At 41.0% G+C, this 12,919-nt stretch carries 13 protein-coding genes; 6 read left to right on the forward strand and 7 right to left on the reverse strand.

Features of this window, described 5'->3' with window-relative positions:
* Positions 1-11: 11 nt before the first annotated feature.
* On the reverse strand, positions 12-3,347 hold the full coding sequence (locus H6F92_RS19380) for an NACHT domain-containing protein (protein ID WP_190359135.1): 3,336 nt from the start codon (positions 3,345-3,347) through the stop codon (positions 12-14).
* Between the two features lie 222 nt (positions 3,348-3,569).
* Here H6F92_RS19380 and H6F92_RS19385 point away from each other — a divergent pair, with 222 nt between their 5' ends.
* Entirely contained in the window at positions 3,570-4,220 is a 651-nt protein-coding gene (locus H6F92_RS19385) for a PD-(D/E)XK nuclease family protein (protein WP_190359136.1), read from the forward strand.
* 290 nt (positions 4,221-4,510) lie between these two features.
* Here the strand turns inward: H6F92_RS19385 and uppS are convergent, their stop codons facing one another.
* Genes uppS through lysA form a run of 3 tightly spaced genes read right to left on the reverse strand, consistent with a single transcriptional unit; the run spans position 4,511 to position 7,603 of the window.
* Positions 4,511-5,260 carry a polyprenyl diphosphate synthase gene (gene uppS, locus H6F92_RS19390; protein ID WP_002757028.1) on the reverse strand — a complete coding sequence of 250 codons (750 nt, stop codon included), beginning with the start codon at positions 5,258-5,260 and terminating at the stop codon, positions 4,511-4,513.
* Entirely contained in the window at positions 5,257-6,177 is a 921-nt protein-coding gene (gene cdaA / locus H6F92_RS19395) for a diadenylate cyclase CdaA (protein ID WP_190359137.1), read from the reverse strand. Before cdaA ends, uppS begins: the two co-directional genes overlap by 4 nt.
* 22 nt (positions 6,178-6,199) lie before the next feature.
* A complete protein-coding gene (gene lysA / locus H6F92_RS19400; RefSeq protein ID WP_190359138.1) occupies positions 6,200-7,603 on the reverse strand; it encodes a diaminopimelate decarboxylase in 1,404 nt (467 codons plus the stop codon).
* Between the two features lie 33 nt (positions 7,604-7,636).
* On the opposite strand from lysA, the gene H6F92_RS19405 reads away from it, so the two are divergent.
* The gene (locus H6F92_RS19405) at positions 7,637-7,792 is read left to right on the forward strand and encodes a hypothetical protein (protein WP_158499366.1); all 156 of its coding nucleotides are present in this window, start codon (positions 7,637-7,639) and stop codon (positions 7,790-7,792) included.
* A gap of 39 nt (positions 7,793-7,831) precedes the next feature.
* Positions 7,832-8,557, forward strand: coding sequence for a GUN4 domain-containing protein (locus tag H6F92_RS19410; protein ID WP_190359139.1), 726 nt, complete (start codon positions 7,832-7,834; stop codon positions 8,555-8,557).
* A gap of 137 nt (positions 8,558-8,694) precedes the next feature.
* Here the strand turns inward: H6F92_RS19410 and thyD are convergent, their stop codons facing one another.
* The 3 genes from thyD to petM all read right to left on the reverse strand — a co-directional run bounded on the left by thyD (position 8,695) and on the right by petM (position 10,404).
* Positions 8,695-9,642, reverse strand: coding sequence for a thylakoid membrane protein ThyD (thyD, locus tag H6F92_RS19415; RefSeq protein WP_190359140.1), 948 nt, complete (start codon positions 9,640-9,642; stop codon positions 8,695-8,697).
* Positions 9,643-9,826: 184 nt separating this feature from the next.
* On the reverse strand, positions 9,827-10,186 hold the full coding sequence (gene psb28 / locus H6F92_RS19420; protein ID WP_002777305.1) for a photosystem II reaction center protein Psb28: 360 nt from the start codon (positions 10,184-10,186) through the stop codon (positions 9,827-9,829).
* Positions 10,187-10,290: 104 nt separating this feature from the next.
* A complete protein-coding gene (gene petM, locus H6F92_RS19425; protein WP_012265655.1) occupies positions 10,291-10,404 on the reverse strand; it encodes a cytochrome b6-f complex subunit PetM in 114 nt (37 codons plus the stop codon).
* A 302-nt stretch (positions 10,405-10,706) separates the two neighbouring features.
* Between petM and H6F92_RS19430 the strand changes: the two genes are divergently transcribed.
* The 3 genes from H6F92_RS19430 (at position 10,707) to H6F92_RS19440 (ending at position 12,836) form a co-directional block, all read left to right on the forward strand.
* The gene (locus tag H6F92_RS19430; RefSeq protein ID WP_190359141.1) at positions 10,707-11,228 is read left to right on the forward strand and encodes a DUF192 domain-containing protein; all 522 of its coding nucleotides are present in this window, start codon (positions 10,707-10,709) and stop codon (positions 11,226-11,228) included.
* Positions 11,229-11,592: 364 nt separating this feature from the next.
* On the forward strand, positions 11,593-11,787 hold the full coding sequence (locus tag H6F92_RS19435; RefSeq protein ID WP_002732568.1) for a DUF2949 domain-containing protein: 195 nt from the start codon (positions 11,593-11,595) through the stop codon (positions 11,785-11,787).
* A gap of 176 nt (positions 11,788-11,963) precedes the next feature.
* Complete coding sequence (locus H6F92_RS19440) at positions 11,964-12,836, forward strand: RpnC/YadD family protein (protein ID WP_190359142.1); 873 nt, start codon at positions 11,964-11,966, stop codon at positions 12,834-12,836.
* Positions 12,837-12,919 lie beyond the last annotated feature (83 nt).

Consider the following 12,919-nt stretch of genomic DNA (forward strand, 5'->3'; position numbering starts at 1 on the left):
GGATCAATAATTTATTTTACCATTTTTTCTAGCCAAGTTTGTAAGGCATTTTCGAGGTTAATTTGATTGGGTAAAAATCCTTGTATTGGCTGTTCAATAGGTTTATCTGTGATTATGGCAATAGAAGCAAAATCGCTGATAAGTTGGCAAAGTTGAATAAAAGAATCCCTCGGATCATCACCATAAAAAATTAGGGCAAGATTTGGGGTTTCAGTCTTGAGACACCATTCTAAATCATAGACATCATTAATCGGAGAAATTAATTTTGTCAAGATACGATTACCAAGACCTTTCGCAAGGCGATCGAGGTTAGTCTCTTGGTTTATTGTTTTAATATCAATAGTGCGAACATTGGGGTTATTTGTTTTAATTTTTTCGAGAATATAGTCTAAGTGTTGCGATTGTAGTTCTTCGGGAATGCTGTTTTCATTTTGACCGTGCCACGCTTTATAAAATTCGGGGTAGGTCATCTGTTGAACACATTGGCAGCAAACTCTATAGGATTCTTCAAAAGTTGTTGTATCATAACTGCTATAAGCTTCGGTCAAATATTTTTTTAGTGACTTGATTATTAGATATAGTACATCGTTTTTAGACATACTTTCATAGTCAATTTCAATTGGATTTGGAATTCGATCAAAATAATCTGGATAACTACCTTTAATTATAGATGCTAAAGCCTCGGAATAATAGTCTATGCTAATATTACTTGTATATGTTTCGATGAATTCTGAAATTTTCACATATTGTACTTCAAGCTCCGTGTCTTCACCTTCCATGTCTAATTCAAAAAGATATTCCCAGTCTGAATTTTCTAGCTTATTTAATAAAGATTTTTTGTCTTGACTATCAAATATCTTACTATGTTCTAATTTATTGAAAATATTTTCTTGATACCAAATAGTCAAGCGACCCATGTTGTACAACAAATCCCAATTTTCTAAAATCTCATAGATTATTATTTCTTTGTTTTTAGAAAATTCTGGTTCAGTCATAAGAGAGGAAAAAAAGTTATCAAAAATTAATGGATCAGTAATAGCTAATCTTTCTATAAAGTCCACGGTTTCCTTATGTTCTAGAAAAAAAAGATAATATTTTTTTTGAGAGTTTGCTTTAGGAATAATATCCCACAGTTTTTGATTGAGTTTTTTTAACAATATCGATATTAGCTCTGGAGTTTCTGAAATAGTTTTTCCTGTTTGCGGCTGCTCCGATAAAGTCCATAGCACACATGAACGATAAAGATAATCTAGTTCTTCATCTATCAATAGATGAAGACCAATTGATATCCCTAATTGATTGCTACTGTCATAATTCAATAGAAAAGCAAATAAACGAGCCAGATTTTCTGCTTTATTCAGTTTGCAGTTCTTCTCGATAATCAAGCAATAGTTTGTTAAAGTGGCAATAAATTTATCTTTTTCAAACTCATACAATGAGTGTAAGAGCCTACGTGAATCGATCCCATAAGGATAATGATATATTTCCCCCGTATTTATATCAATTTCACCGAAATTTATTTGAATGGCCTTGGTGAGAATTTTATCATAATTGCAATATTGTTTGAATTCACCTAAAAACTTTATCAGAATTTTAAAAGAAACAAGCCAGTAAAAATTACAAAACCCACAACCATCATTAAAATTAAACAACTCCTCCATTAATTTATTTTTTTCAGCTATTATCTGATCACTTTGCTGTCCTAACCATAATAAAATAACTTCTGTCCATTGATTTTCAAAAACTCTATAGACTCCTTGTTCTGGATTTTTAGGAATATGATTCAAGAAAAATTGATAATCATCAATAACCAAAGCGGCAAAATATTCTTGAAAACTGGGATGAAAGAAAGCATAAACTTCTTCCTCTGGATTTTCTTCTGCAACCCCAACGATGTTTAACCAACCTATATCTAAAGCTAATTTACCTAAAGGTTGATCGATTTCACCCAAATATTTAACTACTTGCTCACGACTTAAGCGGAAACGATTTGATGGTTGATTAATTGCTGCCTTTGCCAATTCTCCCAAGGCACGATTTAACTCTTTTTGCTGTGACGATGTAGTGGGAAAATATTCAGATTTCCATTCGTATAGAGTTTCCACAAACCATTTATATAAACCCGCTTTCGTTTCGGGTAAAGAACCCTCTCGTCTTTGCCAAGCGTAACAAAGTAAAGTTAATTGTAGAGGATTTTTAATTAAATCTCGAATAGGTTCTTTTCCCGATTTATTTAACTCACCTTGAAGCAATAAAGAACGCTCATGATCATTGATAAAAAACCGACCAATGAAATCCTTAACTTGTTCCTCATCAAAATCTAAATTCCGATAAATATCGAAATTATCGAGATAATTCTTACCATTATCCCACACATTCAACCGACAGGTTAACAGGATTCTTGCTGCAGCGAGCCAACTTTGCTCAATCTGGTTACGAATCCAGAATAATGGGTTATTAATCCCCATCTCATCGAGTCCGTCTAGTAATAACCAAACTCTCTCGGTATTGAAAATATCTACTAATGCTTGTTTTGATTCTGGTTTAACCTCAAAGGTTTTTAAAGCTACTTTTAGCCATTTGTCAAGTAAATAATTCTCTAAATTATCCCCTGGCAAATCTGCGAGAGAAACCCAAATAATTCTATCTTCTGGATGTGTTTGTGAAACGCGATCAACTATCTGCTGTAGTAGGGTAGTTTTTCCCGCACCGGGTTCACCGATAATTGCGATTCGTTTTCCCGCACTTTTAGGACTATTTCCCCCTTCGATTACCTCACAGAAAAACTGATCATTTTCAAATCTGCGGATGATTTCTTCTTGGGAATCGTAAAATCTCGATCCTTTTTTCGCTTCCCCATCCTTAACTCTAGGTTTTTTTCTCCGTTCTATTAATCCCAAAGGAACATACATTTTATCTCGCTCTAAATTAATATCATCCCCTACGGTTAAAGGATTTGAGGTCATGCGTTTAATTTGTTCTGCGAGCATTTTTGTAAAGACTTCGTGGGAGAGAGTCTGATTTTGTATCGTTTCAGCTTTCGGTTCCTGTTTAGTCTCCGTTTTTATCCATTCCTCAACGATATCTGATGGCTCTATCTCTACAGCATTAGCAAGCTTTTGTACAGTATTTCTTTCGGGATTCTTCCCCCACTGAGGATGAAATACATTTTTGATGGTCTCATGAGATAATTCTGTTTTCTCGGCCAATGCTGCATAAATTTCTTCTCGCGAGCTATATTTGTAGCCATTTTCTCGCATTTTACGCTCTATCAACACTAATCCGCTAGTTTTTACTTGTAAACCGCGTTGACGTTTTTTTGTCTCCGTTAACGTTTTTTTTTTCATCCATCGGTTCTCTATATCAGATTTGGCTATCACTAATTTACTCCATAGAAAACAAATCGGCTAGGGAAGATAAGGGAAGATAAGAGATTTTAATTTTGGCTTATCTTCCTTTAATATCACTAGATTTTCATTGTATTTGCGGTTTATTGTCGATATGTAGCGTTCAATCACCACGAAATGACTGTTAGCAGAAAAATAAACCATCTCACCCCATCAGCGAATATGACTCAACCTCTCCAACAATCTCAAAAACGGTTAACTCCCTATGCTTGGGTAACTCGTGTAGCGCAACTGATGGCCAAAGAAAAAAACTGTCATTATGGGAATTGGTTGCCGACAAATTATCATATTTCTTTGCTCCCCAGCGACTTCGATAGCAGCGATCATGACAAAATGGTTATACAAAGATCGATCGAATTACAAAATCTGGGTTTTAGCGTTAATGTGGAGAATGCTAACTCTTTTAAAGTCAAAGGAAAAACCTATTCTATCTGTATTGCCGGTCGTCCTGATATCGTGGCAATTAAGGATAATTGGGTAGTGGTGGAGGACTGCAAAAGTGGACGGGAAAAAACCTCCCATCTTTACCAAATCCTCCTCTATATGCTTCTACTCCCCCACGCACCGGAAACAAAATCCCTCTGCAAGGGTCAAATTCCCCACGGACGTTTAATTTATTCCGATCGAATTATCGATATACCTAATCAACGGATCGATCGAGATTTTATCACTCATTTTCAGCAAGTTCTCTCCTCTCTTACCCGTCCCGATTTTCCGCCTCGGCAACCCCACCTCTCGGAATGTCGTTATTGTCGTTTACCCGAAAAAAACTGTAGTTTTAAACGAGTAAGTTATACCAATTCTCGCAGGTGAAAATTACACATCGAATGATCAATTTAAGTCCCTCTTTTTAAGGGGGATTTAGGGGGATGAAACTGGGTGCATCTCACCTTTGTCAATTCAGACAGATAAGGATTTTAGCTATTGTCAGCTTTCCAGACTCAGTATTTTTGCTTTCACTGAGATGCACCCGCTCAAACTTTTGTAGTCATACCATTTTTCAAAAGTAATGGTAGAGAGGGGTACGAACTCCTAATACCACCCACAAAACACACTGATAATTGCCTGACAGTGGCTATTTCGCTAAATTTGGGCTGCAGCCTCTATAATTTGCCAAAACGACGATGACGACCTTGATAATCTTTTAAAGCGCGGTGAAATTGCACTCGATCGAAATCGGGCCAGAGGGTGTCAGTAACGTAGATTTCCGCGTAGGCCATTTGCCAGAGTAAAAAATTACTAATTCGCATTTCCCCACTACTGCGAATTAACAGGTCTGGGTTAGGAATCCCGGCAGTATAAAGATACTGTTCAAAGAGAGATTCATCGATCGCTTCTGGGGAGACTAAACCCTGTTGCACCTGACGAGCGATCGCCTGACAAGCTTGCACGATCTCCTCTCGGCCACCATAATTAGTAGCCACCGTAAATTGAATACCAGAATTTTTGCTAGTTTCTGCTTGAGATTTAGCAATTTCCCGTCTTAAAGACTCTGGCAAGGCTGATAAATTACCAATAAAGCGAATTTTGACATTTTGCTGCATCATTTCTTCTAATTCCCGCCGCAAAACCCGCTCGAATAGAGTCATTAAAAACTCTACTTCCTCCAGGGGACGACCCCAATTTTCCGTCGAAAAAGCATAAGCAGTTAAAGCGGGAATCCCCCAGTCGCGACAACAGCGCAGCAAGTCTTTGAGTGCATCTACTCCCCGTTGATGGCCCATAATCCGGGGTAAACCACGATTTTTCGCCCAACGACCGTTCCCATCCATAATCACTGCGACGTGCTGAGGCAAACGGTTTTTATCTAAATCCGTAGGTAATTCTGGTGATAAGCTCGGTTTAACAGTCATTTTCTATCTTTCGGGGTTGCGCTGGGCGAACGGGAGAATTTTTCTAAGATTAGACGACCTTTTAAGCCAATTGTACGCCCTAAACGTCCCCAACTCGGTGCGACCACTTCCCCCTCTCCCGACGGAGAAAACTTCGCTTCGAGCAGCTCTTTTAGTTTACTACTGGTTAAAGGCCGATCCAAATTACCCCCCGACGCGAGGGAAATCGAGCCAGTTTCCTCAGAAACCACAATACAGATACAATTATCTAGCCTTTCGGTAATGCCCATGGCTGCCCGATGACGGGTGCCTAATTGCCTAGAGGTACTGCGCTCCGATAGGGGTAGAATAACACCAGCGGCCACCACTCGATCGCCCCGAATAAATACAGCCCCATCGTGCAGTAAAGTTTTAGTTTGAAAAATAGTTTGAATTAATTCCTTAGATACTTCGCCATTTAGCATCACTCCCGGATTGACAAACACCTTGGTGTCGAGATTGCCACTGGTTTCTAATACCATCAGCGCACCGGTGCGATTTTGAGATAGATCCTTCACCGCGTCCACTAACTCATCAATGACATTATCGGTCTTGGGAGTGGGGGAACTTTTTTTAAATAATTCCCACACTTGACCTTTGCCCAATAATTCTAAAAAACGGCGAAATTCCGACTGAAAAATCACAGCGATCGCTACGGCTGCCCCCAAAATCAATTTTTCTAGGACTAACCCCAGCAAGCGCAATCCTAGGGCATCGCTAATCACCGAGGCCAGCATTAAATAGATTAGTCCTCGCACCATCCAAAAGGTACGCCGCTCGCCGATAATTAGCAGCAGCATATAGGTAAGCAGGAGAACTAACCCAAAGTCTAGGAATAACAGACCATGGCTGAGAATCCAGGACAATAACCGGCGAGGGTCCAGAAAAAAACCCGACATGGGGGGACAATAGCGATGAGGTTTATATTAAGGAGAGTCGATTGGGTAAGCGGTCTTGACGCAGCAAACCCGCCAGATTTTCCCGTTCAAGGATCAGATTAGCTTCTCCGTTTTGGACAATTACCGCCGCCGGACGGGGTAAGCGGTTGTAATTAGAAGCCATACTGTAGTTATAGGCTCCTGTGGCTAAAACCACTAAAATATCCCCCGGGTTGGTTTTCGGTAGCGTAATATCCTTAATTAGAATATCGCCTGATTCACAATGTTTTCCAGCTATTGTCACCACTTCCTGACATTCTTGACTCATTTTATTAGCGACAACGGCCCGATAAACCGATTGATAGGTAATCGGTCGGGGATTATCGGACATTCCGCCATCGACGGCGATATAGGTGCGGATTTCAGGGATTTCTTTGCGATTACCCACTGTATAGGCCGTTACGCAAGCGGTGGCAATCAGAGAGCGTCCCGGTTCGGCAATGAGCAGGGGATAAGCGATACCTCTTTCCTGACAAGCTTTAGCCACTGCTAAGGACACTGCTTGCACCCATTCCTCGATACTTGGGGGGTCATCACTTTCGAGGTAGCGAATCCCTAAACCACCACCGACGTTTAATTGCTCTAGGGGTAAACCCCGTTCTAAACCTAATTTAAACCAATCTGCCAAGACAGCGGCTAAGTCTTGGTGGGGTTGACGTTCAAAAATCTGGGAACCGATGTGAGCGTGTAAACCCAGACAATTCAGCAGCGGATGAGCTAAAACATAGTCAAATACCGCTTCGATTTGATGAGGGTCAAAACCAAATTTACTGTCTAAGTGACCCGTGCGAATATATTCGTGGGTGTGGCACTCGATGCCGGGGGTTAAGCGCAAGAGGATCGGAATAGGGGTATCAGGACGGTTTTCGCCTAATTTAACCAGATTTTCTAGTTCTAGCCAGTTATCAACGATAATAATGCAGTTATGCTCGAGCGCATATTCTAACTCGGCGCTCGATTTGTTATTACCATGAAAGTATATCGGCACAGCGGTTTTATTGATCTGGTCTAAAGCGGTTAACACCGTGTGAATTTCTCCGGCCGACACCACATCAAAACCTAATCCCTCCCTAGCGACCACGGCCGATACAGCCAGACAATTCCACGCTTTCGAGGCATAAATTACCCTAGATTCTCCGGGATAATGAGTCTGGAAACCTTGCAGGTATTGACGACAGGCAGTGCGGAGGGTGACTTCATCGACAATATACAAGGGTGAACCGAAAAGTTCCACTAGGGTGGTCACATCACAACCACCGATTTCTAGACAATCGCGGTTATTAACCTTGGCTGTCAGGGGGAACAGGGTTTGATTCGGGGATAGACAATCTTGATAGGCTAAATATTTTTGTCCGGAATTGTTGATTTTAGGTTCAGTTGATAGCATGAGCGGTGTTTTTTGTCAATAAATCGATAAATTTTGTTACAATCTCCGCGCATCCCCGATTCAGTTGAGGGAATTTTGACCGTCGGTGATCTAGATAACCAAAATAGTTCTCTCTTTCAGTGTACGATCAACGACCCGCTAAAAATCCCTTTTTTGTCAGGAAAAAATCGAGCAGCCACCCCGAAATAGTGGTAATAGTATTGAAGGAGTGGTCTTAAAAGTGATGATATGACTGACCAGAATGGCGTGTTAGTAGAAGAACAAAGCGAGGATATTACCCGTAAGATGAGTCAATTAGCCACCGAGTCGCCGAAAAATCAATTACAGATCCTGACACAATTAGCCGGAACCGGAGAAGGTGGCCTAACCGTATTGAGAGATTTTTTATTAGCCGAGCGCCCCACTCCTGTTAATCTGGTGACAGGTAAGGCTTATCAATTGCTATACCAAGATAATAGCGCTCAGAGCAAGGAATTTTTAGCTAATTATTTCCCCACGGGTGTTGTTCCCCTCGATAGTGCTAAAGGTATCGATTATCGACTTTTACAGGAATTATTGGCTAAACAGGATTTTCAAACTGCCGATAGTCTCACCCGTCAAAAACTCTGTGAATTAGCAGGAGAAGGAGCAATACAGAGGAAATGGGTCTATTTTACGGAAGTAGAAGCTTTTCCCAAGGTTGACATTCAGACTATTGATCATCTTTGGTTAGTTCATTCGGAAGGGAAATTCGGTTGGTCGGTGCAGCGCAAATTATGGCTCGGTGTGGGTCAAGATTTCCCGAAACTCTGGCCGAAAATTGGTTGGAAAAATGGCAATAATTGGACGAAATACCCCCAAGAATTTATCTGGGATTTAAGCGCTCCCGTGGGCCATTTACCCCTGTTAAATCAACTGCGCGGGGTGAGAGTGGCTGCCTCTTTATTCTCCCATCCCGTCTGGAGTGAAAAATAGATTGAGAACATTCGGCCTCGGGTATAAGTACCTAAGCAAAATTAATTACACATATCTAACCACCTCTTGCCCCTTGCCTCTTGCCTCTTGCCTATCTTCACTAGGAAATTAATTTTGCACGACTACTTATCAGCTTTCTACATTTTCGGGACGATTTCTTGTAAGGCCGCTTCTAGATTAGGATAGCGATAGTCAAAACCGATCGCTTGGGTGGCTTTTGGCAGCACTTCTTGACCTTCTAAGACGATTTTGGCCCCTTCTCCCAAGAGAATTTCGAGGGCAAAATCTGGCACCGGCAACCAAGAAGGACGCTTCATTACTTCCCCTAAAATCTGACAGAATTCTTTCATCCGCACGGGATTGGGTGCAGTAGCGTTGAAAGTGCCGCTAATTTCTGGGCGATCGAGACAATAGATAATTAAATTAATTAAATCATCCCGATGAATCCAAGAAAACCACTGACGACCGCTGCCAATCGGTCCGCCGGCAAAAAGTTTGAAGGGTGGGATCATTTTCCCTAAAGCACCCCCATTGCCTAAAACAATACCCGTGCGAAGAATGACTAAACGAGTGCCGTAATCTTTAACTTTTTGGGCGGCTGTTTCCCACTTTTTACAGACATCTGCCAGAAAATCGTCACCGGGAGGGCTATTTTCGTCAAAACTAGCGGTTTCACTGGTTCCATAGTAACCGATCGCCGAGGAGTTAATTAAAACTTTCGGTTTCTGGTCGGCCATTGCGGTCGCAACGCGCTCGCTACGCGAGATCGCCTCGACAATTTTCTCGGTGCCGATTTCCCGACTAGCGATGATTGCTCGTTTTGCTTCACCGGTCCAGCGTTCCGAAATCGGTTCTCCCGCTAGATTAATCACCGCATCACATCCAGAAATCTCTTTTTGCCAATCCCCCGATTCTGTGGCGATATAGGGAATAATCTCTATCTTAGGATAGATTGACTTTGGGTAAATTCTCCCGGCTTTATCGGGATTGCGAGTCAAAATTAGGATGTCATCGCCGCGATCATAGAGTTTGACCACCAATCGACTACCCACAAATCCCGTCGCCCCAGTAATCGCTATTTTCATGGTTTCTTGACTAAATTTATCCTTATTTTAGCTGGTTTTTGGCTATCAGAATTCAGGAGTTGAGAGTTGGGGTTTTAGGGTTTTAGGGTTTTAGGGTTTTAGTTGAAATTTCCCCATTCCCCTATCTCCCCATCACCCTATCTCCCCATTCCCCTATCTCCCCATTCCCCCATCACCCCACTTCTCACTTATCCTGATACCCCATCCCGTTGGCTGCCGCATAACGATTCATAAAGCGCAGAAAACGCTCCCAGTGTTCATCGGTGATTTCAAAACCACATTCTACCCGTTGAATTTCATCTCCTTCATCTCCTCCAAAAATAAACTTAGTCGAGTTGGGAATAACTATAATCACTCCTTCCTCATCGGTGAGACGGAGATCGCCGTAGGTACGGGTGGTGAAACTTTGGAAACGTTCGATCGCTTTCAGGGTTTTAAAAGTCATCAGGACATTGCGAATCCCGGTATTTTTATTTTTGCGGAGACTAACACCGCTTAATTCTTCTGATAAACCAACAAAAAACTCGATCGTGGGAGTGGTCATAGGTATAGCTATAAAATTTTGGTTATTGATTTTCTCTTAATTACTTTTGATGGGAAAAATTAGTTCATGATTACTAATAAAGTAACCATGAACGGAAAAACAAGCTATTCCGCTTCTCCACCTTGGATTTTGAGGAGGAGAAAACCCCAAGCTAATCCGACGAGGACGAGAACGATCGCCACGATCGCCCCATTAAATAACATACTTTCTGCGGTCATGGTGATTGCTCCTGAGCCTACAATAATCGATCAATAGATCAATGGTATTTTAACCTACGAAGGCGATCGACTGCTGCCGGACTAGGGCAAAATTGAGGGAGAAAATCGGCAAATAGCTTTGAGAACTTTCTTAGTATATACGTTCTAGCAATCCTGCCCCTCTCCTCAAGGAAGGATGCTCAACCCCATGCTAGATATTTTTAATACTATCTTTATATTTGCCGTCGTCACTTTGTGTTAATGTATTATCTGCTTAATTCTCCACTTATACTAGAAAAATTAAGTATTGATAACTATTGGTGATGACTGGTAAAAAATCATTTATGCTCAAGATCAAGTTAATATTATTCTTAGGTTTGTTGCTGCTGAGTTGTCAATCGACTAATCTCAATGGTAATAATAGTTCGATGGCTCAGATTACGACTGAGAATCAAGGGCAAATATTACCGGTCACGGCCAAAGCAGATATTAATGGTGAGATAATTGAGCTAGAAGTGGCTCAAACCCCAGAACAACAGGCCAAGGGTTTAATGTATCGCTTGTCTTTGGAGAAAAATCGCGGTATGCTATTTCCCTTTGCACAACCTCTGGTGGCCCGGTTTTGGATGAAAAATGTCTCGATTCCTCTAGACATGATTTTTCTAAAAGATGGTATAGTAAAAGCAGTTTTGCTCAATGTCCCTCCTTGTGCTGTGGATCCTTGTCCTGTCTATGGGCCAAACACCATGGTTAATCAAGTGATCGAACTAGCCGGGGGCCGAGCCAAAGAATTAGGAGTGAAAGAAGGAGATAAAATTAAGATTGAGTCTATCTCAAGACCTTGATTTTTGAAAATGGTGTTAACTTTCTTATAGAAAGTGTCCCTTGTCCGAAAATATAAGTATGGCTTTTATAAGCTATTACGCATTTATACTGTTTAAGATATAACCATATCGATTAAGATTTTTATAGTCTATCAAGTTATAGATTGAATAATCTTTACCCTTGCTATAGATTAAACAGAGACAAAATTCTACTGGAGCTAACGGGACTATTTGTAAGAGAGCCAGCGATTTTTAGAAAAGCACTCTCTATCATCGAGATAGCTTAGATACAGAAAAAACGGTCGCAAGACTAACTGTCCTTGAAACCGATCAGGTGGTGTTTTATTGAAATTACGAGATATACTATTGAGGAAAAAGTACCCCCATGTCCACGATTGCCTATTCCCAATTCCGACAATTTCTACAAGAGGAATTGTCCCTTCCCCAAGAATCGATCGCTATGGCCGAGCGCTCGATCCAATCTGATAAAATTCATTTACCGATGATTCTCTGGCAGTACGGTTTAGTGACCTTGGAACAATTAGACAAAATTTATGATTTTCTCGAAGAGGTAGTCTAATCTTACAATTGCTCACTATTGACAAGGAGAATAATTGCCATGGCTGCTCATAGTTTCTGGCACAGTTTGAAAATTCCGATCCCAAAAACTACCAATCATCACTTGAGAAGTGGGTTATTTAAACCCACTTTTTTAATAACTATACAATTGAGAATTATCGATTAACTGCTCAGTCCATGAAACCCCATGACCAATTTGCCAAAAATTACCTTGAACAATTACTTTCTCCCCTGGGAATCGTCGAAATCAGCAAAGAAGTCAGCGACGAAACTCGACAGATAGATTTATTTTTTTCCCCCAATGCCGAACCCAACCCCAATTATCTGGGATTATTAGGCAGAATTGTCCTTAATACTGTCTTAATTGAACCCTATCGCAATCCTCCTAACCGGAGCGAGATTCGCAATTGTTTAGCGAAACTTTTGACAATTTTAGCCGAACTGCAAAGACAAGCTAAACGAGAAAATCAGAGCTACAATGAAGACAATGCCCCTCGTTTGTGGATTTTATCCCCTTCGGCTGGTATCACTGTTTTAGAGGGATTTGGGGCAAAATTAGACCCAGATTGGCCAGAAGGAGTCTATTTTCTTCCCTCGCTTTATCGCACGGCAATTATCGCTATTAATCAATTGCCTGTGACGGCTGAGACTCTCTGGTTAAGATTATTAGGACGGGGAAAAACTCAAGACCAAGCGGTGCGAGAATTGTTAGAATTACCTCAAGGTAATGCTTTCCGGGAAAATGTGCTGGAATTATTAATTAGTTGGCGGGTTAGTATGGAAATAAATAACATCCTAGAAACTGAGGATAGAGAGGTGTTTATGACCTTATCTCAAACCTATCAGGAATGGAAGGAAGCAACTAAACGGGAAGGACTCGAACAAGGACTCGAACAAGGACTAGAGCGAGGACTAGAGCGAGGAAAACTAGAGGCTAAACTGGAATCTATTCCCCGTTTGCTGGCTTTGGGTTTAAGTATGGAACAAATCGCTCAAGCTTTGGATTTAGACTTAGAACAAGTCCGACAAGCTATTCAAGAAACTCCATGAAACCCCATGACCAATTTGCCAAAAATTACCTTGAACAATTACTTTCTCCCCTGGGAATCGTCGAAATCAGCAAAGAAGTCAGC

It is taken from the genome of Microcystis wesenbergii FACHB-1317 (assembly GCF_014696875.1).
In the GTDB taxonomy this organism is placed as follows: Bacteria; Cyanobacteriota; Cyanobacteriia; order Cyanobacteriales; family Microcystaceae; genus Microcystis; species Microcystis wesenbergii_A.

Excerpts from the sequence above, each read along its gene's own strand:
- H6F92_RS19380 (WP_190359135.1), bottom strand. The coding sequence starts at position 3,347 with ATGAAAAAAAAAACGTTAACGGAGACAAAAAAACGTCAACGCGGTTTA.
- H6F92_RS19385 (WP_190359136.1), top strand. The coding sequence starts at position 3,570 with ATGACTCAACCTCTCCAACAATCTCAAAAACGGTTAACTCCCTATGCT.
- uppS (WP_002757028.1), bottom strand. The coding sequence starts at position 5,260 with ATGACTGTTAAACCGAGCTTATCACCAGAATTACCTACGGATTTAGAT.
- cdaA (WP_190359137.1), bottom strand. The coding sequence starts at position 6,177 with ATGTCGGGTTTTTTTCTGGACCCTCGCCGGTTATTGTCCTGGATTCTC.
- lysA (WP_190359138.1), bottom strand. The coding sequence starts at position 7,603 with ATGCTATCAACTGAACCTAAAATCAACAATTCCGGACAAAAATATTTA.
- H6F92_RS19410 (WP_190359139.1), top strand. The coding sequence starts at position 7,832 with ATGACTGACCAGAATGGCGTGTTAGTAGAAGAACAAAGCGAGGATATT.
- thyD (WP_190359140.1), bottom strand. The coding sequence starts at position 9,642 with ATGAAAATAGCGATTACTGGGGCGACGGGATTTGTGGGTAGTCGATTG.
- psb28 (WP_002777305.1), bottom strand. The coding sequence starts at position 10,186 with ATGACCACTCCCACGATCGAGTTTTTTGTTGGTTTATCAGAAGAATTA.
- petM (WP_012265655.1), bottom strand. The coding sequence starts at position 10,404 with ATGACCGCAGAAAGTATGTTATTTAATGGGGCGATCGTGGCGATCGTT.
- H6F92_RS19430 (WP_190359141.1), top strand. The coding sequence starts at position 10,707 with ATGACTGGTAAAAAATCATTTATGCTCAAGATCAAGTTAATATTATTC.
- H6F92_RS19435 (WP_002732568.1), top strand. The coding sequence starts at position 11,593 with ATGTCCACGATTGCCTATTCCCAATTCCGACAATTTCTACAAGAGGAA.
- H6F92_RS19440 (WP_190359142.1), top strand. The coding sequence starts at position 11,964 with ATGAAACCCCATGACCAATTTGCCAAAAATTACCTTGAACAATTACTT.